The sequence below is a fragment of the Kribbella turkmenica genome (assembly GCF_004348725.1).
Classification (GTDB): domain Bacteria; phylum Actinomycetota; class Actinomycetes; order Propionibacteriales; family Kribbellaceae; genus Kribbella; species Kribbella turkmenica.
The window spans coordinates 1-20,455 of the sequence record NZ_SMKR01000079.1 but is presented as its reverse complement, the minus strand read 5'-3'; the positions used below and the strand labels follow the sequence as shown (position 1 = coordinate 20,455).

The following is a 20,455-nucleotide window of genomic DNA, read 5'->3' as shown; positions in this document are numbered from 1 at the left end:
GCGGGGAGCGATCGGATCAGGGCTTGCGGGCGACGCCGACCCAGAGGCTGCACATGACGTCGGTGAACTCGCCCTTCTCGACGAGCTTGTTGGTCTCGTCGTCCGGGTGCCAGCGGAACGGCGCGGACACGCCGGGCTCGACCAGCTCGAGGCCGTCGAAGAACCGGGCGACCTCGTCCTTGCTGCGGACCTGCGCGTCACCGCCGTCGGCCTTGTAGACCTGGATCGCCCGCTCCCACAGCTCCGGAGCGAAGTCGGGGGTGCAGTGCGAAAAGATCAGGTACGACCCGGACGCGAGCGGCTCGACCAGTTGCTTGACCAGGTCGTACGGCTTCAGCGCGTCCGGCAGGTAGTGGAACACGCCGACCAGGCTGAGCGCGACCGGCTTGCTCAGGTCGAGCGTCTCCTTGACCTCCTCCGAGCCGAGGATCGACTGCGGGTCGGTCACGTCGGCCTCGAGGTACGCCGTCTTGCCCTCGGGCCTGCTGCTCAGCAGCGCCCGGGAGTGGGCGAGCACGATCGGGTCGTTGTCCGCGTAGACCACCCGCGCCTCGGGGACGATCTCCTGGACGACCTCGTGCAGGTTCGGGCTGGTCGGGATCCCGGTGCCGATGTCGAGGAACTGGGTGACGCCCTGCTCGGCGACGTGCCGGGCGGACCGGTGCATCCACATCCGGTTCGACAGCGCCGCCGTACGGAAGCCCGGGAACGCCTGCAGGAGGTGCTCGGCGGCCTGCCGGTCGACCTCGAAGTTGTCCTTGCCACCGAGGAAGTAGTCGTAGACGCGGGCGCCGTGCGGCCGGTCCAGCTTGAGTCGCTCGTACATGGCAGGTACTTCGTTGTCGGCCACTGCTGACTCCCTACTCCGGTGCTGTTCTGCGCGGCAGAGCGATGGTAACCGATGTGCGACAGTACGTGACCAACCCGGGGGGCGACCTTTGCCCGATCCGAAGGTCGGTCAGTCGACGGCTTCCGTGACCAGCGGGTTGTCCAGCGGGCCGGTGTACTGGAGTGAGCCGGCGAGATCGGTGAGGCCGACCATCTGCTGGTTGTTCTTCAGTTGCAGCCGGTTCAGGCAGGGCAGCTCGAATGCCGGCGCGAACACGTCGTACGTCGCGAACGCGTCGGCCGGTACTTGATCTGCCTCGGCATGGACGTGGGGTCGGTCACCACTACTGAAGTCGTAGACCGGAGGTAGCCCGCGCGGCTGATGTGCGCCGGACGCCCGCTTGCCTACGTTGGAGGCATGTTGATCGCCGAAGACCTCTTGCTGCTGTTGTACGACGACGAGAGCGGGAAGCCGATCGCCGGATCGCCCGGGCTGGACTACGCGCTGGCCGGAGCGGTGCTGATCGAGCTGACCCTGCTCGGGAAGCTGGACGTGGCCGGTGAGGGTGAGGAGGTCAAGCGCGGCCGCCTGAAAGTGCTGGACGCCACCCCGACCGGGGACGCGATCCTGGACGAGCGGCTGGCGTACGTGGCCGACAAGCCCGGCAAGCGGCCGAAGGACCAGCTCGGCCGGCTGTCGAAGAAGTTGCGCGAGCAGTTGCTCGCCCGGCTCGCCGAGCGCGGTCTGCTCGAGGCGGACGAGAACAAGGTGCTCGGCATCTTCCCGATCACCCGTTGGCCGGCCAAGGACGCGCGGCACGAGGCCGACCTCCGGGCGGCGCTGGAGAGCGTGCTGAAGGTCGGGACGACGCCGAACGAGCGGACCGGTGCGCTGATCGCGCTGCTGAGCTCGCTGAACGTCGTGCCGAAGATCGTCACCGACGCGGTCGACAAGAAGGCGCTGAAGCAGCGCGCCAAGGAGATCGCCGAGTCGGACTGGGCCGCGGACGCGGTGAAGAAGGCCGTGGCCGAGATGCAGGCGGCCGTCACCACGGCGGTCGTCGTCTCCGCGACCGCCGCGACGACGAGCAGCTGACGCGGGCAGGCCCGCCTAGCCGGCTGCCAGGCGGGCCTTGATGTCGGCCTTGAGGACCTTGCCGACCTTGGACCGCGGGAGGTCCGGCCACACCAGGACCTCCTTGGGCGCCTTCACGCTCCCGATCCGTGCCTTGACGAACGCGATCAGTTCACCGGGATCGACCTCGGAGCCGGGCTGTTCCTGGACCACGGCCACGACCCGTTCGCCCCACTTGCCGTCGGGCCGGCCGATCACCGCGCAGTCGCGGACCGCCGCGTGCGCCATCAGCGCCTGCTCGACCTCGGTCGAGTACACGTTGAAGCCGCCGGTGATGATCATGTCCTTGGCCCGGTCGACGATGTAGAGGTAGTTGTCCTCGTCCAGGTAGCCGATGTCGCCGGTGTGGTGCCAGCCGTGCCGGGACACGTCCGCGGTCGCCTCCGGGTCGCGGTAGTACCCACGCATCACCAGTGAGCCGCGGACGACGATCTCACCGCGTTCGCCGCGCGGCAGCAACGAGCCGTCCGGCGCCATGATCGCGGTGGTGACCAGGGGCGACGGCCGTCCGGCCGACGCCAGCCGGGCGCGGGCAATGTTGCCATCGGCATCGAAATGGCCGGCCGGCGGCATGGTCGAGATCATCATCGGCGCCTCGGTCTGGCCGAACAGCTGGGCCATCACCGGGCCGATCCGGCGCAGCGCCTCCTCGAGCCGGGCCACCGACATCGGCGCGGCGCCGTACCAGAAGCACCGCAGGGAGGAGAGGTCGGTGCGGTCGAGCTCGTCGGCCGCCAGCACCATGTAGATCAGCGTCGGCGGCAGGAACGTGTGCGTCACGCCGTGCCGCGGGATCAGCCGGAGGAACTCGTGGACGTCCGGCGTCCGCATGATGACGATCTCGCCGCCGCAGGCGAGCACCGGGAAGCACAGCACGCCGGCCGCGTGCGTCAGCGGCGCGAGCGCGAGGTAGACGGGCCGCTGGCCGAACGGGTAGCCCATCAGGGTCAGCGCCGTCATCGCCTCCAGGTTGCCGTCGGTCAGCATCACCCCCTTCGGGCGACCCGTGGTCCCACCGGTACCGACGATCAACGCCAGATCGTCGGGACCGGTGAGATCGGGTGCCGGCTGGGACGCGCCCCCGCAGAACGCGTCCCAGCCGACGCTCCGGCCGTGGAGGTGAGGGGGTCGGCCGGAGTCTGGATCCCGGTCCAGGCAGACGAAGGTGTGCACCTTCGGCAGCCGGTCCCGGATCCGATCCACCAGCGGCCCGAAGGCCGCCTGGTAGATCAAGACCTCGCAGTCGAACTGGTCGAGCAGCTCACGGTTCTCGGCCGCCTCGTTGCGCGGGTTGACCGGGCACCAGACCGCACCGGCCCGGCTGATCCCGAACACGCAGGCGAAGGCGACCGGGTCGTTCGCCGACAGGATCGCGACCTTGCCGCCCGGCCGCACGCCGGCCGCCGCGAGACCGGCCGCGATCCGGTACGACAGTTCCTGGACGTCGGCGTACGACAGGGTCTCGCCGTCGGTGGTCAGGCACGGTGCGTCCGGACCCAGCGACGCTCCCTTGTCCAGGTAGTCGACCAGTCGCACTGCTCCTCCTTCAGTGCAGCACGGTGAGCTGTGGTTCGGAGACCAGCCCGAAGCCGCGCAGTACGCCGAGCAGTTCGCGGTGGCCGAACGCCTGGCAGCCACTGGCGAAACCGAACCGCTTCGGCGGCGTCTGCAGCAGTGAGTACGCCGCATACGCCTGGAGCAGACCGGTCTGCTGGTAGTTGTTGTTGCCGTGGATGACGCAGTGCGCCCGGCCGAGCGGACCGGAGGCGTGGACCGAGTCCAGCGTCTTGTTCACCCGCGGGTTCTCCCGGGGCGGCATCTGGTTCATCACCTGGCGCGCGGTCTCGGTCAGGGCCGCGTTGCGCTCGTCCGGAGCCATGTCCTTGGTCGCCTCGAGCGCGCCGGCGACGATTTGCGGCACGCCGTTCATCAGGGCGGCGTTGAAGACACCTCCCTGCGCCTTGCAGTTGGCGACGCGCGGATCGCGCTTGAACCAGACCGGGTGTGACATACCGCCCCAGGGCAGGGACAGGGCCAGCTCGTGGTGACCGGGTACCACCAGCGGCACCAGTCCCTGCTCTGGGAACTCGAGGTACGCGTTCTGCTCCAGGTAGTGCGCCTTGGAGGTGGCCGCGTTCACCAGAATGGTGCGGGTCGAGGCGATCGTCGGGCTGCCGCCCCAGAAGACGGCGATGTCCAGGGTGTCCAGGCCCGGTTGTTCGAGGCACAGCTGCGCGGCGATCTCGCTGGTCGTGTACATCTGTGCGATGCCCGGAGCCAGCAACAGGCCGGCGTCGGCGAACTGCCGGCCGTAGGTCTCGTCGCAGGTGATCAGCCAGTCCTGCTCGCCGGTGGTGTCGGTGTAGTGCGCGCCGGCCGCGAGCGCCGCCTCGACCGCGGCCGGACCGAGCTCGCTGAACGGGCCGACCGTGTTGAGCACCACCGAGGAGCCCTTGAACAGGTCGGTCAGCGCGGCCACGTCGTGGTCCACCACGGCCAGCTCGTAGTCGGCGGTCTCGATTCCGGCTACGTGTGACGCCATCGACTCCTTCAGCTTGTCCTCGCTGCGGCCGGCGGCCACGAACGGGACGTGGTACTGACGGAGGTACTCGCACACCAGCCGGCCGGTGTAGCCGGAGGCGCCGTAGACGACGACGGGTTTGCTGCTCATGGGCCTCACATCCCCATTCCGCCGTCGACGGGCAGGCCGATGCCGGTGATGAACCGGGCCTCGTCCGACGCCAGGAAGACGACCGCGTCGGCCATGTCGGTGACCTCGCCGAGCCGACCGGCCGGGGTCAGCCCGACCACGGCCGCGACGGCCGCCTCGGGCGATTCGAACAGCCCGAGCTCGGCGACGTCGCTGGCCAGCCCGGCCCCCATCGCGGTCGCCACCAGGCCGGGGTAGATGCAGTTGACGCGAACGCCGTACCCGAGCTTGCCGGACTCCATCGCGGCCACCCGGGTGAGCCGGTCGACCGCCGACTTGGTCGCGGAGTAGACCGCGATCCCGGGGAAGGCGATGGTCGCGGCCACCGAGGCGACGTTGACGATCGCGCCGCCCTGGCCGGCGAGACCGTCCGGGCGCATCGTCCGCAGGCCCCACTTGATCCCGAGCGTGGTGCCGAGCACGTTGACCTCGAGCATCCGGCGGATGTCGTCGGCGGTGACCTCGGTGAGCAGGCTGGTGATCTCGATCCCGGCGTTGTTCACCAGGATGTCCAGGCCGCCGAGGATGTCGTTGGCCGCGACCACCGCGTTCTCCCAGCTGCCCTCGTCGGTGATGTCGTGGGCGACGAACCCGTTGCCGGCGCCGTACTCGCGGTCCAGGGCGTCGGCGACGGCCTCGCCGGTGTCCTTCTGGATGTCGCTGATCACCACTTTGGCGCCGGCTGCCGCGAGCGCTCTCGCCATCCCTTCGCCGAGCCCCTGGGCTCCGCCGGTGACGAGGGCCTTGCGGCCGGTGAGGTCGAGTCCGCCCATCGGAAACTCCTTTGCTCGAAGGACCTGGGCTCTCACTCTGGAGATTCTTTTGACAGTCGTCAAGACTTTGTTTGACACTTGTCAAGAAATCTCCCGCCGCGGACCGCGCCTGGGTCCGCGGCGGGTAGGCTGACGCGGTACCAGGGGAGGTGCGATGGCGTTGACGTCGGCGGAGGCCACGGAACCGGTCCGGCCCGCCCGGGTGCCGGGACCCGACAAGACCGAGCGCCGGCGCGTCGCGCTGGCCGAGTCGGCGCTGAAGACGCTCGGCGAGCTGGGGTACGCACGGACCAGCCTGCGGGAGATCGCGAACAACTCCGAGTTCACCCACGGCGTCGTGCACTACTACTTCCGCGACAAGATCGACCTGATCAGCTACTGCGTGCGGTACTACAAGACCAAGTGCGCCCAGCGGTACGACGAGGTCGTCGAGACCGCGACCTCGGGCGACGAGCTCGCGGCCGGCTTCCTCGGCAAGCTGACGCAGACGCTGGTCGAGGAGACGCCGATGCACCGGCTCTGGTACGACCTGCGCGCCCAGAGCATGTTCGAGGACCAGCTCCGCGACGACGTCGCCGCCATCGACCAACTGCTGGAAGGGATGATCTGGCGCATCCTCGCCCGGTACGCCGACCTGACCGGGACCACTCCGGCGGTCGACGCCCCGACCGCCTACGCCCTGCTCGACGGCCTGTTCGAGCAGGCCGTCGTCGGGTACGCCGCGGACCCGGGGAAGTCGGCGGACCTGCTGACCGATCGGGTCAGGCAGGTGCTGCCGAAACTTGTCGCGTCGTAGGTCCTACTCCGCCTGGCACCTCGTGGTGCACAGCTTGTCGGTCAGCGTGAGGTGCACGCCCGGTTCGTCGGTGTCCACCTCGGCCGAGTAGTCGGCCTGCCAGTCGCCGAAGGTCTGCTGGGCGACCGGTCTGCTCTTCTGCTGCTCGAACCAGGCGGCGATCTCGGCACCCTGGTTGACGTGCGCCAGCTCCAGGATTCGCGCCAGCGAGTTGGAGATCTCCGCCCAGGCGACGTCGACCGGCCCGAGGGCGTGCACGGACACCACCGGTGGCCGCGGGTGGTCTCCGGTCAGGACCCACACCGCGGCGGCGCCCATCCTGCAGATGGCGTAGGCGACGTCCGTCGTGCACTCATAGCCGGCGCCGGACAGCGCGCTGACCACCTGCGTGGCGTTCAGGTCCGGCGCCACGGTCGGTGTCGCGGCAGAGGCCGGCGCGCCGGTCGACTCCGTTGCCTTCGGCCCGTCGTTCGCCGTCGGCTCGTCGCTGCCGGAGCAGGCCGTGAGCAGGACCAGGGCAGCCAGGGCGGTGGCTACACGCTTCAGGCCGCCACCTCGATCGCCGCGTCCAGGGCGATCGTGATCATCTCCGAGAACGTCGTCTGCCGCTCCTCGGCGGTCGTCTCCTCCTTGGTGATCAGGTGGTCCGACACGGTCATGATGCCGAGCGCCCGGCGGCCGAACTTCGCCGCCAGCGTGTAGAGCGCGGCGGCCTCCATCTCGATGCCGAGGACGCCGTACGCGGCCGTCTGCGAGACCAGCTCGGGCCGGTCGTTGTAGAACAGGTCGCCGGAGAACACCTGGCCGACGTGCACGTTCAGCCCGGCCGCCTCGGCGGCGTCCACCGCGGCCCGGAGCAGCTGGTAGTCGGCGGTCGGCGCGTAGTCGATGCCGTGGAAGCGCAGCCGGTTCATCTGCGAGTCGGTGCTCGCGGACATCGCCACGATGACGTCGCGGACCCGCACCGCCTCGGTCAGCGCACCGCAGGTCCCGACCCGGATCAGCGTCCGGACGTCGTACTCGGCGAACAGCTCGTGCGCGTAGATGGAGGCCGAGGCCTGGCCCATGCCGGAGCCCTGGACGGAGATCCGCTCACCCTTGTAGGTGCCGGTGAACCCGAGCATGTTCCGGATCTCGGTGTAGCAGGTCACGTCGGACAGGTAGGTCTCCGCGATCCACTTGGCCCGCAGCGGGTCACCGGGGAACAGCACGCGCGGTGCGATCTGCCCCTTCTCGGCGGCGATGTGAATACTCATGCGGGGATGCTCTCACGCTGCCGGGATATGTTGAGGCACGTGGCCTACTCCATCGCACCCGGTTCGTTAGCCCTGTCCCGCGCGGTGCTCGACCGCGCCGCCGACCGCAGGCGGGACGACGAGTGGCTGGACAAGGCCTGGGCCGCGCCGGACACGCAGGTGGCCGTGGTGGCCGGCGACAAGCTGCTGGTGAACGAGGAGCGGACCGCGCTGCGCCTGGTGCCGCCCGCCGAGGCGCCGGACGGGATGCGGGTGCTCCTGGGCATCGACCGCGAGTCCGGTGCGGGTCAGACGGCCGACGGTCGCGCGGTGTTCGCGGTGATCGTCGGCACCGAGGCCGACGAGTCGTACGCCGGTCTTCGCGAGCTGGGCGCCGTACTGAACGACCGGGAGGCCGGGATGGCGGTCCATGTGGTCGGCCTGTCGAACTGGCACGGCGTCCACACGCACTGCGCGAACTGCGGTGCGCACACGGTCGTGGTCGAGGAAGGGCACGTGCGGCAGTGCCCGGAGTGCGGGTTGTCGCACTTCCCGCGCAGCGACCCCGCGATCATCGTGCTGGTCACCGACGACCAGGACCGCGCGCTGCTCGGCCGCAACGAGGCCTGGCCGGAAGGGCGGTACTCGACCCTGGCCGGCTTCGTCGAGCCGGGGGAGTCGCTCGAGGCCGCCGTACGCCGCGAGGTGCTCGAGGAGACCGGCGTCGTCGTCGGGCCGGAGGTCGACTACGCCGGCAGCCAGCCGTGGCCGCTGCCGTCCAGCCTGATGCTCGGGTTCTACGCCAAGGCGGCGAGCACCGACATCGAGGTGGACGGCGACGAGATCGCCGAGGCCAGGTGGTTCACCCGGGGGGACCTTCGTGCGCTGGTCGAAGCCGGCACGATGGCCCTCCCCGGGAGCATCTCCATCTCCCGCCGCCTGATCGAGGGCTGGTACGGCGAGGAGCTCACCGGCAGCTGGTGATCACCAGGCTGGGGGTGGTCACCGGCCGACGTTCGAGCGGGCGGCGGCGATCCGGATGGAGGTGCCCTCCCAGCGCTCGACCGTGCCGGCTCTCTCCAACTCCTTGACCTTCCGGTCGACCGCGACGACGTAGGCGGCATGACTCGGCCAGTCGGCGTCGGCGTCCGGCAGTACGTCGGTCAGCGTGCAGCCGTACGTCACGTGCCGGTTCGTCACCTGGCTGTCGATGTTCCCCGTCCACACGGTCGCCCGGAGGTCCGACTGCAAGCAGCCGTCGACCGGTGGGGTGTAGGAGGCGAGATTGGTCGGGTTCGTCCAGCCATCCGGTCGCAGCAGCGTGTAGTACGTGCCGTCCGGGGTTTGGGTGAGCCGGTTGAGGCCGTGGTCGCGCAGCGTGATCGCCTCGCCGGCGAGGCTGTCCACGACGAACAACCGGCCGGCGGTGACGCCGTACAGATAGCCCTCGCGCCACTGGAGTGCGCCGTCGTTCGCTCCCGTCAGCCCGCTGAAGACCGGGATCCGGCGGAGCGCAGCGCCCGTCGTCGGGTCGGCGACGAACACGATGCCGTCCGCCAGACCCCACAGGTTGCCGTCCGGGCCGATGGTCAGCTCGTTGATGCTGGCAGCACCGGGCACCGGGACGACGTCGTTCAGTACGGTGCCGGTCGAGGGATCCACCTTGACCAGGTGGGCCTCCGTCGCGATCGGGTCGGTGCCCTGACCGCCCTCGATGCCGGAGCCGGCCCAGACCCCGGTCCCGACCGGCAGCAGTGAGGAGATGGTCTGGTCGGCCACCAGGTGGCGGTAGACGGTGAAGGCCCCGGTCGGTACGTCGTACACCGTGAGAGCTCCGCCGTACTCGCCGTACGCCGGAGTCGTTCCGACGTACACCTTGTCGCCGGCCGGGACGACCGCGACCGGCCTGTTCTGGTGGTGGCTGTCGACGAGGCTGAAGAGCTGTTCGGGGTTCGTCGGGGTCGCCGGGGCGTTCGGGTCCCAGAGTGACAGCCGGCCGTACGGATAGATGCCGACGTACATCTTGCCGGCGGTGTCCCAGGCCCAGTCCTCGACCTGGCCCTGACGGGCCGTGACGGTGGACTTGCCGGTTGCCGGGTCGTAGACCGAGGTGGAGCCGTTCAGGTAGGCGTTGACGAAGACTTTGCCGTTCGACGGGTCCGCCAGGGCGTGCATGAGGGGGACCGGGACGTACTGGAACGGCGAGCTCCACTGCGCGAGCGTGTTGGCCTGAGGGTCGTACCGGAAGGTTCCGCCGGAGTAGTTGCCGGCCAGGCCGTACAGAACCTGCTGGTCGTTCTCGGTGACCCAGCCGTAGCCGATCGAGCCACCGCGGGTGACCCGGGGCCCCGTCCTGGCGAGGGTGTTGGTGTCGAGGTCGTAGTGCATCAGGTTCAGCGTGTTGTCGGTGAAGTACACGCCGCCCGGACCGGCGGCGGACACGCCACGTGCGGCGATCGGGTAGTCCATCACCTGACTGCCCGTGGCGGCGTCGGTGAACTTCACCTGCTCCCCGGTCACCGCGTCGATCACCACCAGCCGGCTGCTGGCATTGGCGAAGATTCTTCCGTTCGCGTAGTCGAGGTCGATGAAGTCCTTGGCTGTCGTACCGGGTGGCGTGATGTCCTCGATCACCCGGGTCGCCACGTCGATGCGCAGCAGGCGCGCGTTCGGTGTGGAGACGCCGACGAACAGCTTGTCGTGGTCCGGGTCGTACACGGTCGACCGTGCGTACTGCTGCACCGGGTCGAGCGAGCCGTAGTCGGTCACCTGGCCGTTCGAGGGGTCGTACTTGAAGGCGTGGGCGTTCGGGTAGGTCCCGGCGTACACGTTGCCGTCCGGGTCGGCGGTGAGGCCGTACATGTACGACTCGCCGGGGATCGGCTGGCCCAGGTCGGTGACCGTGCCCGTCCCCGGGTCGTAGCGGTACAAGTGCGCGTTCGGGTAGGTGCCGACGTACAGGTGGCCGTTGGGGGCCACGACGATCGCCCACGCACCTGCGGCCCCGGGAAGCGGCAGGGCATGGATCAACTGCCGGGTGTGCAGGTCCACGACGTTCAGCCGGGCATTCTCACCGGCGGGTACGGCGTACACGACGTCGCGGCCGTCCGGCGTCCGGCCGACGGCGCCCTCCATCACGGTGAGCGAGCTGATCGGCGCGCCGAGATCGCGGACCGGGTCTTCGGCGGCGATGCCGATCCGGCTGTCGTCCGGCCTGATCGGGCCGACTTCCGACGGGAACGGATCAGGTCGCTTCGGATCCGGATCCGCGGCGGCGGTGAGGCCGCCGGTGGTCAGCAGGCCGAGTGTCAGTGCCACGACGGTGGCGGCGCGGAGGAGGACCTGACGGAGATGACGGCGCGGAATCATGGGCGGGCTCCCTGCGGCGTGGTTCCGAGGAAGGTATAACGGTCATGACCGTAAAGTCCATAACTCACGGCCTATGATCTGGCCGGGTTCACGATCCGGACCCGGCCAGCACGACGGCGCCGTACCCGGAGGAACGGCGCCGTCGTCGGTGAGCGGGGTCAGGCGGCCAGCTTGTCGGCGACCTGGGCGAGCGACGGGTTGGTCATCGCGGTCCCGTCCGGGAAGACCACCGTCGGCACCGTCTGGTTGCCGTTGTTGATCTTCTCGACCAGCTCCGCGGCCTCCGGGACCTGCTCGATGTCGACCTCGGCGAACTCGATCCCGGCCCGCTTCAGCTGGCCCTTCAGACGGTGGCAGTAGCCACACCAGGGGGTCGAGTACATGGTGAACGCAGCCATCGGCTGCCTCCTTCGTGCGGTGGGAGGGGCATTCTGTCGGGCCGCCCGTCTAGGGTTGCTCTCGACCTATCCGAACCGTTTCGCAGGTGGTGCTGTTCCCGAATGTCCCCGTCGGTGAGCGATCTCACACGTTCCGCATTCCCGACCGGGGCCGGCGGGGTGGGGCAGGTATGAGTGCGGACAGCCTGCTGGCGGCGCTCGACCCGGAGCAGCGGGCGGTGGCGACCTCCCTGAACGGGCCGGTCGTCGTGATGGCCGGTGCGGGGACGGGGAAGACGCGGGCGATCACGCACCGGATCGCGTACGGCGTCCGCACCGGCACGTTCGATCCGCTCCGCGTGCTCGCGGTGACGTTCACCCAGCGGGCCGCGGGGGAGATGCGCGGCCGGCTCGCCCAGCTCGGCGTCGAGGGCGTGCAGGCGCGCACGTTCCACTCCGCCGCCCTCCGGCAGGCGAGGTGGTTCTGGCCCAAGGTGTACGGCGGGGAGCTGCCGCCGATCGCGGACCGCAAGTTCCCGCTGCTGACCGAGGCGGCGTCCCGCTGCCGGGTCCGGGTGGACACCCCGGCGCTGCGCGACCTCGCGGGTGAGGTCGAGTGGGCCAAGGTGAGCAACGTCCGGCCGGACGACTACGCGAAGCTGGCGCCGCGCTCCGGGCGGACGCTGGCCGCCTTCGACCCGGCCACGATCGCGCGCGTGTTCGCGGCGTACGAGGACGTGAAGCTCGAGCGCGGCCGGATCGACCTGGAGGACGTGCTGCTCTGCGCGGTCGCGCTGCTCGCCGAGGACGAGCGGGTGGCGGCCGAGATCCGCCGGCAGTACCGGACGTTCGTCGTCGACGAGTACCAGGACGTCAGCCCGCTGCAGCAGAGCCTGCTCGACCTGTGGCTCGGTGGCCGCGAGGACGTCTGCGTGGTCGGCGACCCGGCCCAGACCATCTACTCCTGGGCCGGTGCCGAGCCGGAGAACCTGGTGCGCTTCGCGTCCCGGCACCCCTCCGCGACGGTCATCAAGCTCGTCCGCGACTACCGGTCGACCCCGCAGATCGTCGACGTGGCCAACAGGATCCTCGATGCCGCCGGCCCGTCCGGGCTGCCCGGCCGGGTGACGCTGCGGTCGCAGCGCGCTCCGGGCCCGGCGCCGGTCTACCAGGAGTACTCCGACGAGGTCGCCGAGGCGGACGCGGTGGCACGGGCGGTCGTGCGGCTCCGGGACGAAGGGGTCGCGCTGCGGGACATCGCCGTACTGTTCCGGACGAACGCGCAGTCGGAGAACTTCGAGCAGGCGCTGGCCGAGCGCAAAGTCCCGACCGTGCTGAAGGGGGCGGAGCGGTTCTTCGAGCGGGCCGAGATCCGCCAGGCCGCCGTCCTGCTGCGTGGCCAGGCGAAGGCCGGGGACGGGTCGGACGACCTGGTCTCAGTGGTCACCGGAGTGCTGGGCGGAGCCGGCTGGACGCCGGAGCCGCCGACGGGCACTGGCGCGGTCCGGGACCGCTGGGAGTCCCTGAGCGCGCTGGTGACGTTGACGTCGGACTTCGCCCGCGAGCACCCGACGGCCCGGCTGGCGGACCTGATGGCCGAGCTCGACCGGCGGGCGTCGATCCAGCACGCGCCGCTGGCCGAGGGCGTCACGCTGGCCACGCTGCATGCGGCCAAGGGCCTGGAGTGGGACTGCGTCTTCATCGCGGGCGCACACGAGGGGACGCTGCCCATCAGCTACGCCCAGACGCCGGCGCAGGTCGAGGAGGAGCGGCGGCTGTTCTACGTCGGCGTGACCCGGGCCAAGCGGCAACTCTTCGTCAGCTGGTCCACCTCCCGCTCCCCGGGCGGCCGCGGACAGCGCGGACCGACCCGCTTCCTCGACCCGCTGAACGTCCGTTCGGCCTCCCGGCCGACCGCCTGGGAGCCGTCCGCGCGGGCGGACCGTTCCCCCCGGGCCGGCCGGCCGATCCCGAAGTGCCGGGTGTGCGGCCGGGGCCTGCTCGACCCCGGCGCCCGCAAGCTCGGCCGCTGCGAGGACTGCCCCTCGTCGATCGACCAGGAGTTGTATGACGCCCTGGTCGCCTGGCGCACCGAGCAGGCGGCGACCGAGCGGATGCCCGCCTTCGTCGTCCTCACCGACGCGACCCTGACTGCCATCGCCGAGACCCGGCCGGCCGACGAGCAGTCGCTGCGCCGGATCCCGGGGATCGGCCACACCAAGATCACCAAGTACGCCGACAGCATCCTGGGCCTGTGCGCCCGCTGAGCTACTCGGGGACCGAGTCCGCCTTGACCGCGTTGCGCTGACCGAGCGGCCGCGGTTCACCCTTCGTCGTGTCGCGAGCGGTCTGCTGCTCGGACTCGGCGTTGATCTCGGCGCCGAACAGGATGGCGTACGCGGTCAGCCACAGCCAGAGCATCAGGATCACGACGGCGGCCAGGCTGCCGTAGGTCTTCGCGTAGTTGCCGAAGGTCTCCACGTAGACCGAGAACCCGACCGAGGCGAGAAGCCAGATCAGAGTCGCGACGGTAGCGCCGACCGACACCCAGCGCAGCCGCGGCGCATCCCGCGACGGACCGATCCGGTAGATGACCGCGAGCGCGACGGTGATCAGGACGACCGCCAGAACGAACCGGGCCACCTGCAGACCGATCCGGACCGGTCCTGGAAGGTTCTCGCCGATCGCCGCGCCGGCGGCGAACAGCGCGATCGCGAGCAGGACGAAGACGATCGCGCCGAGCGTCATCCCGAGCGCGAGCAGCTTGCGGCGGACGAATCCGCGTGTCTCCTCCTCGTCGTAGGCCAGGTTCACCGCAGTGAGCAGGTAGCCGACGCCGCCGGAGGCGCTCCACAGTGCGGTGGCCACGGCGATGGCCACGCCGATGCCCAGGCTCCGGCTCGGGGCCGCGGTCAACGCGTCGATCTGCTGGAGGAGCAGATCGCGTCCGGAGGCAGGCATCGCCGCCGCGAGTTCCTCCGCCTGGCTCCGGATCTGGGTCGGGTCGGCGACCAGCCCGTACGCCAGCACGGCCGCGACGATCGCGGGGAACAGCGACAGGAAGCCGAAGAACGCGACGCCTGCGGCCAGCAGCGGGACCTGGTCGGACTTGGCCTCCTTCCAGGCCCGTCTGGTCACCTGCCACCAGCCGGCCCTCGGGATCTGCCGCGGCGTCTCCGCCTCGGCTCCGGGCACGTCGGCTGTCCGTCGTCCGTCCACGGTCGGACCCCCTTCTCCCCAGGCCGACATGCAGGTACCCCGTACCGGCACCGGAAACCTGTCCGATCGGCCGGAAAATGTGTTGCCAGGCGAGGGCGCCGGGGCGCATGGTGGAGGACGTGCCGGGTTCTGCTGACGGCAGACGTGGCATGTAGGTGACAGAGGCAACGATCCCGGAGCGTGCGGAAGGTCTCCCGGAGCGTGCCGGGAGCCTGTCGTGACAGCCAGTTCCGGCCGGCGCGGCGGCAACTTCCGGCCAACTTCGCGAACTGGCGTTAAATAGTTTGCGGGCTCCGCCGGAGACGGCGTACTGTTCTTTCTGCGGTCGAAGCCTGGCCGAAAACTTCAAACCACCATAGCGATCGAGCTAACCGCCCGCTTCGCCACAACGAGAGGAGGTGCCCTGGAAATGATCACCAACACGGTCAAGAAGCCGTTCAGCGACATTGCTGCGCTGCCGTGCGCCCCGATTCAGGGTGCCTCGCCGCGCCTGCGTGTCGCGACCGTTGTGCTCATGGCTTCCGGTGCTGCCCACTTCCAGGGCGGAGCTGTCGGCGATGTGAAGTACGGCGGTTCGGGTTCTCGAGCATGGAGTCCACCGGTCTGACAGACGTCAGAGCCGGCACCTCCAAGGCCGCGGAACCCGAAAAGGGTCCCGCGGCCTTTCTGTTTGATCAGCACAGTGTTTGTCCACAGATTTGGCGACCTTCGGCCGAAGGCCGTCACCGACGACAAGAGATCAGCACCAAAAGTCACTGGGAGGTGACCGGAATGAGCGTGAGCTTCCTCGATGTCTTCACCGAGGTGGCCTCGTCGCAGGACCTGCCCTGTCGGTCCTACGCGCCAGAACTCTTCTTCGCCGAATCGCCGGCGGATGTGGAGTACGCCAAGTCTCTTTGCACCACCTGCCCGCTGAAGGCCGAGTGCCTGGCCGGAGCGCTCGAGCGTTCCGAGCCGTGGGGAGTGTGGGGCGGTGAGCTGTTCGTCCAGGGAGTGGTGGTTCCGCGCAAGCGGCCCCGTGGGCGTCCCCGCAAGAGCGACACCGTGACCGCTGCCTGACGATCCAGACCCGAATCGAGACTCCACGACCATGACGCACCAGATTTCACGCAGGAGAACTGAAATGCATTTACTCAACGAAGATCTCGCCCGTGCTCATTGTCGTTCCAAATTGAACGACGCAGAGCAGAACCGGCGCTTCTACCTCGCTCGCTCGATGGAGCGGGCGCAGAAGCGGGCCGAGCGGGCCAGCCGGCGAGCGGAGAGGGCCAGCGCACGTGCGCGCCTCGCGCTTGCCCGCCTGGTCTGATCCACCAGCACGACAACTGAACAGCCCGCAGGCCGGTCCGAAAGGGAGGACCGGCCCGCAGGCACCCAGCCTGACCAGCTGAATCACCGAGGGGCGGCATCCACCCGATGCCGCCCCTCGGCCATGGACTGGGGTTCCTGGGTGGGAGAGGTGCACACTGTGGCCGTGACCAGAGCTACGTGTTCGTTGTGTGGGCAGCAGGCGGAGACCGACGTGGCGCCGCTGACCTGGCTGACCTCGGTGGAGGACGGCCGGAGTCTGCTGTACTGCGACCGCTGCACCCGGGAGAACGTCCGGAGCATCGAAGGAAAGCTGGACTCCGTCCACTGGTGAGAAATGTCTGAGCCGGATGTCGATCCGGCGGTGATCCGTCCGACGCAGGGGTGAACGCAGGTACCCAGCGGAAGGACCGGAGCGATGACAGTCACCGAGAACGCGTCCGTGCGGGCCGGCCGCCGGCAGTGGATCGGGCTGGCCGTGCTCTCGCTCGCGACCCTGCTGGTGTCACTGGACCTGTTCGTGATGCTGCTGGCGGTCCCAGCCGTCACCGACGCACTCGGCGCGACCGGCAGCGAGCAGCTGTGGATCCTGGACGTCTACGGGTTCATGGTGGCCGGGCTGATGATCACCATGGGCACTCTGGGTGACCGGATCGGCCGGCGGCGCCTGCTGCTGGTCGCGGCCGCCGTCTTCGGTGCGGCCTCGGTCGTGGCGGCGTACTCCACGAGCCCCGGGATGCTGATCGGTGCCCGGGCCGCGCTGGGGGTCGCGGGCGCGGCGATCGCGCCGTGCACGCTGTCATTGATCTCGACGTTGTTCCCGGACACACGGCAGCGGGCGTCCGCGCTGGGCGTGTGGGCCGGCTGCTTCACGGTCGGCGCCATCGTCGGCCCGATCGTTGGTGGCGTGCTGCTGGAGCGCTTCTGGTGGGGCTCGGCGTTCCTGATCGGCGTACCGGCGATGGCCGTGCTGCTGGCGGTCGGTCCGTTCCTGCTGCCGGAGTACCGGGACCGGACGGCGGGCCGGATCGACGTACCGAGCGTGCTGCTGTCGCTGGCCGCGATCCTGCCGGCGATCCACGGGCTGAAGCAGCTGGCATCCCACGGCGTGAGTACGACGGCCGTCGGCGGACTGATCGTGGGGGCGACGTTCGGCTGGGTATTCGTCCAGCGGCAGCGGCGACTGACGGACCCACTGGTCGACGTACGGCTGTTCGCCCGGCGGTCGTTCACGGTGACGCTCGGCAGCATGATGACGTACTCGATGCTGTCGGGCGGGGTGATGGTGTTCGTCGCGCAGTACCTGCAGTTGGTGCGGGGATTGACCCCACTGGCCGCCGGCATCGCGCTGATGCCCGGCATGATCACCTCGACCGTGTCGTTCCAGCTGGCGCCGCGACTGGCTCGGCGGATCCGCCCGGCCGTGCTGATCCCGGCCGGGATCTCGCTGACCATCGCGGGCATGGTGGTGATGACTCAAGCGACGTCAACCGCCGTACTGGTCGCCGCGTTCGCGATCGAGTGCGCGGGCGTCGGACCGCTGGTCACCCTGGGCACCAATCTGGTGATCGGCTCGGTGCCGCCGGAGAAGGCCGGCTCGGCCGGAGCGCTGACGCAGACGAGCAACGAGTTCGGGTACGCGCTCGGCATTGCCGTACTGGGCAGCGTGGTCACGGCGACGTATCGCCGCCAGATGGACGGTCACGGCGGTAGCTCGCTCGGTGAGGCCGTCAGCGGCGGCGTGCCCGCCGCCGTACTCGACGCGGCCCGCGACGCCTTCACCGACGGACTGCACCTGGCTGCCGGGTCACCGCAGTCGCTCTGACCGTCATCAGCGTCCTGCTGGCCCGCACACTTCGCTCCGAGCCGGCCCTCGACTAGCTGTCGACGCGGGTGAAGCCCGGGAGGAACTCGTCCAGGACCGAGCTGAACGGGGCCTCGGCCTCGAGCTGGGACAGGACGGCCACGCCGCCGATCCAGACGCGGTGGATCAGCAGGTACGACGGCGGCAGGTTGAGCTTCAGCGCGAGGGACGCGCTCGGACTGCGGAAGTCGCTGGTCCGGTTCGCCTGAGCGCGCATCCACTCGCGGCTGAACTGGAAGGTCTCGGTCCGGGCCGGCTCCGCGAACGGCGACAGGTAGTCCATCAACTGCTCCGGGGCGACGTCCATCCGCGGCTTGATGAAGCCCTCGGCCCGGAGGCCGTCGCGAACGGCGATGCCGTCGCCCTCGAGCGAGATGGTCAGCAGCCGCCCGATCGCCGGCGGGAGTCCGTCCGGCAGCCGGGCACACAGACCGAAATCGACCACGCCGAGCCGGCCGTCCGGCATCACCCGGAAGTTCCCCGGGTGCGGGTCGGAGTGCAGCAGGCCGGCGAGCTTCGGGCCGCTGAACATGAACCGGACGTACTTCAGCCCGATCTCGTCCCGCTCCTGCTTCGTGCCGCCGGTGATGATCGACGACAGCGGCCGGCCCTCGATCCACTCGGAGACGATCACGCTGGGGGAGTGCTTGACGACCCGGGGGACGACGAACTCCGCGTGGTCCTTGAAGGCGTCGGCGTACTGCTGCTGGGCCTGCGCCTCGCGGTCGTAGTCGAGCTCCTCGCCGATCCGCTCCTGCAACTCGGCGACCAGCGGCTTCATGTCCAGGCCGGGGACCAGCGTGCCGAACGTGCGGGCGAACCGGCCGAGCTGGCGCAGGTCCGCGCGCAGGGCCTCCGCGGCGCCCGGGTACTGCAGCTTGACCGCGACCTCGCGGCCGTCCTTCAGCGTTCCCCGGTGCACCTGGCCGATCGACGCCGCGGCCGCGGGCAGGTCGTCGAACTCCTCGAACCGGTCCCGCCAGCGCCGGCCCAGCTCCCGCGACAGGATCGTGTGCACGGTCGAGGCCGGCATCGGCGGGGCCGAGTCCTGCAGCTTGGTCAGGGTCGCCCGGTACGGCGCCGCGAGCTCCTCCGGCATCGCCGACTCCATCAGGCTGAGCATCTGCCCGAACTTCATCGCGCCGCCCTTGAGCTCGCCGAGTACGGCGAACAACTGGTCCGCGGTCCGGCGCTGGAACTCGGCCACCACGGTCTCGGCCGGTGCACCGCCGATCCGCCTGCCGAGCCCGACCGTCGCCCGGCCGGCGGCACCGAGCGGCAGGCTGGCAAGCTTCGCGGTCCGGCTCAGCGCCTTGCGGGGGAGGTCCGACACGCTCCCATTCTGTCCGGTCACCCAAGCGCGGGCCGGGCGGGGTCAGTTCAGGCCGTTCTCGCGCGCGGTGGGAACGACGAGGGGCGGTGTTCGGCACACGTGCCGAACACCGCCCCTACGACTTGGTGCGTCAGGCCTTGCCGAGGATCCGGTTCAGGTTCGTACCGCACTCGGGGCACTTGGCCTTGGCCATGCGCGTGCCCTTGTCGTTGACCTTGACCTCGCCGTCGGCGGTGCGCTTGGCCTTGCACTTGACGCAGTAGAACTCGCCGCTCCAGGTCTCTGCCATGAGGGCCCTCTCCTTGCTCTGAATACCAGCCCAGGGTTCCCACCCGGGGCAGTCGTGGATGCTAACGGCAGACCGTCCTGCCGTAGGCCGTTCGGCCCAGTCGGGATTCACCCTACGGCAGCCAGGCGCGCGCTCAAGCGCACCTTCTGGCCCGCGCGCCGCTGGAGCCACCCGAGGAAAGCCTTTTCCGACCCTGTCGGCAACGCGGAGCAGGCTCCCGGGGGTCCGCCTTCGGAACCGCTCGGCTTCCCCTCCGAACGGCCCCGGAGGCGGTCCGGGAGCCTGCTGACCCCGACGCTAGGAGGCTGCCGCCGCGCAGGCAAGGGCCCGTTGTCCACCCCTGTGGATAACCCTGTGTGCAACCTGTGGGGCGCGCCGCAGGTCACTGTGGACGGGCGGGGGAACAGGATGTGAACAACCGGCGGCGGCGGGCTCAAGATCTGGCGTCTGACCTGCGGAAACGTCGATGCACAGGATGTGGACGCAAGAAAGTTGTCGGATTCGGGGAGTACATTTCTGACCCATGGCCGACTCTCCACCGCGCCCGATCCCGCCGTACGTGGACATCCGCCGCAGCAAGCGGCGCAAGCGGACCGTCAGCGCCTACCGGGACGGTGAGCGGGTGGTCGTGCTGATGCCCGACCGGCTGTCCGCCGCGGAGGAGGCGCGCTGGGTCGAGACCATGCTGGCGCGGCTGGACAAGCAGCGCAGCAGATCCCGCGTGTCGGACGAAAAATTGTTGGCCAGAGCACACGAACTCGCGTGTCGCTACCTTCCAGAAGTGCCCGAACCTGCGTCTGTGAGGTGGGTTTCGAACCAAAACAGACGGTGGGGATCCTGCACCCCGGCGGACAGATCGATCCGGCTGTCCACCCGACTGCAGGCGATGCCGAGCTGGGTGGTCGACTACGTGCTCATCCACGAGCTGGCCCATCTGGTCGAGCCGGCCCACAACGCCGCGTTCTGGGCGCTGGTCCGCCGCTACCCCAAGGCCGAGCGTGCCGAGGGCTACCTGGAGGGCATCTCCGCCGCGTCCTCCCTCGACCTCGAGGACTTCTGACTCCCGCACCTTCCGCCCCCGTCCGTTCACCCTCCGCCAGGCAGGGGCGGGTGGGGTTTCCCTCAGGGTGCACTCGGTGGCTTCCTGCATGGTGGCGACCACCCCTGTCCCGCCAGGCTTTTGAGCCGTAGCCAGCGCCACGCCAGGTGCGCTGGGTGG

General features: G+C 69.7%; 22 protein-coding genes. 10 read left to right on the top strand and 12 right to left on the bottom strand.

Going from position 1 to position 20,455, the window contains the following annotated elements:
• Positions 1-16: 16 nt before the first annotated feature.
• Complete coding sequence (locus E1218_RS18955) at positions 17-850, bottom strand: SAM-dependent methyltransferase (RefSeq protein ID WP_233712318.1); 834 nt, start codon at positions 848-850, stop codon at positions 17-19.
• A gap of 108 nt (positions 851-958) precedes the next feature.
• Positions 959-1,105: a hypothetical protein gene (locus tag E1218_RS36150; RefSeq protein ID WP_165949321.1), complete on the bottom strand. Its 147-nt coding sequence runs from the start codon at positions 1,103-1,105 to the stop codon at positions 959-961.
• Between the two features lie 141 nt (positions 1,106-1,246).
• On the opposite strand from E1218_RS36150, the gene E1218_RS18950 reads away from it, so the two are divergent.
• A complete protein-coding gene (locus E1218_RS18950; protein ID WP_132321941.1) occupies positions 1,247-1,924 on the top strand; it encodes a GOLPH3/VPS74 family protein in 678 nt (225 codons plus the stop codon).
• A 15-nt stretch (positions 1,925-1,939) separates the two neighbouring features.
• On the opposite strand, the gene E1218_RS18945 is transcribed toward E1218_RS18950, so the two are convergent.
• Genes E1218_RS18945 through E1218_RS18935 form a run of 3 tightly spaced genes read right to left on the bottom strand, consistent with a single transcriptional unit; the run spans position 1,940 to position 5,446 of the window.
• On the bottom strand, positions 1,940-3,499 hold the full coding sequence (locus tag E1218_RS18945; RefSeq protein WP_132321939.1) for an acyl-CoA synthetase: 1,560 nt from the start codon (positions 3,497-3,499) through the stop codon (positions 1,940-1,942).
• A 10-nt stretch (positions 3,500-3,509) separates the two neighbouring features.
• The gene (locus E1218_RS18940) at positions 3,510-4,634 is read right to left on the bottom strand and encodes a DUF5938 domain-containing protein (RefSeq protein ID WP_132321937.1); all 1,125 of its coding nucleotides are present in this window, start codon (positions 4,632-4,634) and stop codon (positions 3,510-3,512) included.
• A gap of 5 nt (positions 4,635-4,639) precedes the next feature.
• Entirely contained in the window at positions 4,640-5,446 is an 807-nt protein-coding gene (locus E1218_RS18935) for an SDR family NAD(P)-dependent oxidoreductase (RefSeq protein WP_132321935.1), read from the bottom strand.
• Positions 5,447-5,600: 154 nt separating this feature from the next.
• Between E1218_RS18935 and E1218_RS18930 the strand changes: the two genes are divergently transcribed.
• A complete protein-coding gene (locus tag E1218_RS18930) occupies positions 5,601-6,242 on the top strand; it encodes a TetR/AcrR family transcriptional regulator (RefSeq protein WP_132321933.1) in 642 nt (213 codons plus the stop codon).
• Between the two features lie 3 nt (positions 6,243-6,245).
• On the opposite strand, the gene E1218_RS18925 is transcribed toward E1218_RS18930, so the two are convergent.
• Both E1218_RS18925 and deoD read right to left on the bottom strand, forming a co-directional pair.
• Positions 6,246-6,653: a hypothetical protein gene (locus E1218_RS18925; protein ID WP_233712317.1), complete on the bottom strand. Its 408-nt coding sequence runs from the start codon at positions 6,651-6,653 to the stop codon at positions 6,246-6,248.
• Positions 6,654-6,784: 131 nt separating this feature from the next.
• The gene (deoD, locus tag E1218_RS18920; protein WP_132321929.1) at positions 6,785-7,498 is read right to left on the bottom strand and encodes a purine-nucleoside phosphorylase; all 714 of its coding nucleotides are present in this window, start codon (positions 7,496-7,498) and stop codon (positions 6,785-6,787) included.
• A 39-nt stretch (positions 7,499-7,537) separates the two neighbouring features.
• On the opposite strand from deoD, the gene nudC reads away from it, so the two are divergent.
• A complete protein-coding gene (gene nudC, locus E1218_RS18915; protein WP_233712316.1) occupies positions 7,538-8,461 on the top strand; it encodes an NAD(+) diphosphatase in 924 nt (307 codons plus the stop codon).
• 18 nt (positions 8,462-8,479) lie between these two features.
• On the opposite strand, the gene E1218_RS18910 is transcribed toward nudC, so the two are convergent.
• Both E1218_RS18910 and E1218_RS18905 read right to left on the bottom strand, forming a co-directional pair.
• A complete protein-coding gene (locus E1218_RS18910) occupies positions 8,480-10,846 on the bottom strand; it encodes a Vgb family protein (RefSeq protein ID WP_132321925.1) in 2,367 nt (788 codons plus the stop codon).
• A gap of 158 nt (positions 10,847-11,004) precedes the next feature.
• The gene (locus E1218_RS18905; protein WP_132321923.1) at positions 11,005-11,244 is read right to left on the bottom strand and encodes a mycoredoxin; all 240 of its coding nucleotides are present in this window, start codon (positions 11,242-11,244) and stop codon (positions 11,005-11,007) included.
• A 170-nt stretch (positions 11,245-11,414) separates the two neighbouring features.
• On the opposite strand from E1218_RS18905, the gene E1218_RS18900 reads away from it, so the two are divergent.
• Entirely contained in the window at positions 11,415-13,490 is a 2,076-nt protein-coding gene (locus tag E1218_RS18900) for an ATP-dependent DNA helicase UvrD2 (RefSeq protein ID WP_233712315.1), read from the top strand.
• Between the two features lies 1 nt (position 13,491).
• Here the strand turns inward: E1218_RS18900 and E1218_RS18895 are convergent, their stop codons facing one another.
• A complete protein-coding gene (locus E1218_RS18895) occupies positions 13,492-14,442 on the bottom strand; it encodes a YihY/virulence factor BrkB family protein (protein ID WP_233712314.1) in 951 nt (316 codons plus the stop codon).
• Between the two features lie 409 nt (positions 14,443-14,851).
• On the opposite strand from E1218_RS18895, the gene E1218_RS18890 reads away from it, so the two are divergent.
• The 5 genes from E1218_RS18890 (at position 14,852) to E1218_RS18870 (ending at position 17,575) form a co-directional block, all read left to right on the top strand.
• Complete coding sequence (locus tag E1218_RS18890) at positions 14,852-15,049, top strand: hypothetical protein (RefSeq protein ID WP_132321919.1); 198 nt, start codon at positions 14,852-14,854, stop codon at positions 15,047-15,049.
• 164 nt (positions 15,050-15,213) lie between these two features.
• Entirely contained in the window at positions 15,214-15,501 is a 288-nt protein-coding gene (locus E1218_RS18885; protein WP_132151798.1) for a WhiB family transcriptional regulator, read from the top strand.
• Between the two features lie 31 nt (positions 15,502-15,532).
• A complete protein-coding gene (locus E1218_RS18880; protein ID WP_233712313.1) occupies positions 15,533-15,751 on the top strand; it encodes a hypothetical protein in 219 nt (72 codons plus the stop codon).
• A 165-nt stretch (positions 15,752-15,916) separates the two neighbouring features.
• Entirely contained in the window at positions 15,917-16,084 is a 168-nt protein-coding gene (locus E1218_RS18875; RefSeq protein ID WP_202866083.1) for a hypothetical protein, read from the top strand.
• 84 nt (positions 16,085-16,168) lie between these two features.
• Positions 16,169-17,575: an MFS transporter gene (locus E1218_RS18870; RefSeq protein WP_132321915.1), complete on the top strand. Its 1,407-nt coding sequence runs from the start codon at positions 16,169-16,171 to the stop codon at positions 17,573-17,575.
• 52 nt (positions 17,576-17,627) lie between these two features.
• On the opposite strand, the gene E1218_RS18865 is transcribed toward E1218_RS18870, so the two are convergent.
• Complete coding sequence (locus tag E1218_RS18865) at positions 17,628-18,947, bottom strand: ABC1 kinase family protein (protein ID WP_132321914.1); 1,320 nt, start codon at positions 18,945-18,947, stop codon at positions 17,628-17,630.
• A gap of 130 nt (positions 18,948-19,077) precedes the next feature.
• A complete protein-coding gene (locus E1218_RS36145; RefSeq protein WP_012922897.1) occupies positions 19,078-19,236 on the bottom strand; it encodes a DUF5679 domain-containing protein in 159 nt (52 codons plus the stop codon).
• Between the two features lie 523 nt (positions 19,237-19,759).
• Here E1218_RS36145 and E1218_RS18860 point away from each other — a divergent pair.
• Positions 19,760-20,296, top strand: a complete 537-nt coding sequence (locus tag E1218_RS18860; RefSeq protein WP_132321912.1) for a M48 family metallopeptidase — start codon at positions 19,760-19,762, stop codon at positions 20,294-20,296.
• Positions 20,297-20,455: the final 159 nt, after the last annotated feature.

What these genes read in the sequence shown, in the direction of transcription:
- E1218_RS18950 (WP_132321941.1), top strand. Translation starts at nt 1,247, where the DNA reads ATGTTGATCGCCGAAGACCTCTTGCTGCTGTTGTACGACGACGAGAGC.
- E1218_RS18940 (WP_132321937.1), bottom strand. Translation starts at nt 4,634, where the DNA reads ATGAGCAGCAAACCCGTCGTCGTCTACGGCGCCTCCGGCTACACCGGC.
- E1218_RS18935 (WP_132321935.1), bottom strand. Translation starts at nt 5,446, where the DNA reads ATGGGCGGACTCGACCTCACCGGCCGCAAGGCCCTCGTCACCGGCGGA.
- E1218_RS18930 (WP_132321933.1), top strand. Translation starts at nt 5,601, where the DNA reads ATGGCGTTGACGTCGGCGGAGGCCACGGAACCGGTCCGGCCCGCCCGG.
- deoD (WP_132321929.1), bottom strand. Translation starts at nt 7,498, where the DNA reads ATGAGTATTCACATCGCCGCCGAGAAGGGGCAGATCGCACCGCGCGTG.
- E1218_RS18910 (WP_132321925.1), bottom strand. Translation starts at nt 10,846, where the DNA reads ATGATTCCGCGCCGTCATCTCCGTCAGGTCCTCCTCCGCGCCGCCACC.
- E1218_RS18905 (WP_132321923.1), bottom strand. Translation starts at nt 11,244, where the DNA reads ATGGCTGCGTTCACCATGTACTCGACCCCCTGGTGTGGCTACTGCCAC.
- E1218_RS18900 (WP_233712315.1), top strand. Translation starts at nt 11,415, where the DNA reads ATGAGTGCGGACAGCCTGCTGGCGGCGCTCGACCCGGAGCAGCGGGCG.
- E1218_RS18890 (WP_132321919.1), top strand. Translation starts at nt 14,852, where the DNA reads ATGATCACCAACACGGTCAAGAAGCCGTTCAGCGACATTGCTGCGCTG.
- E1218_RS18885 (WP_132151798.1), top strand. Translation starts at nt 15,214, where the DNA reads ATGAGCGTGAGCTTCCTCGATGTCTTCACCGAGGTGGCCTCGTCGCAG.
- E1218_RS18880 (WP_233712313.1), top strand. Translation starts at nt 15,533, where the DNA reads ATGACGCACCAGATTTCACGCAGGAGAACTGAAATGCATTTACTCAAC.
- E1218_RS18870 (WP_132321915.1), top strand. Translation starts at nt 16,169, where the DNA reads ATGACAGTCACCGAGAACGCGTCCGTGCGGGCCGGCCGCCGGCAGTGG.
- E1218_RS36145 (WP_012922897.1), bottom strand. Translation starts at nt 19,236, where the DNA reads ATGGCAGAGACCTGGAGCGGCGAGTTCTACTGCGTCAAGTGCAAGGCC.
- E1218_RS18860 (WP_132321912.1), top strand. Translation starts at nt 19,760, where the DNA reads ATGGCCGACTCTCCACCGCGCCCGATCCCGCCGTACGTGGACATCCGC.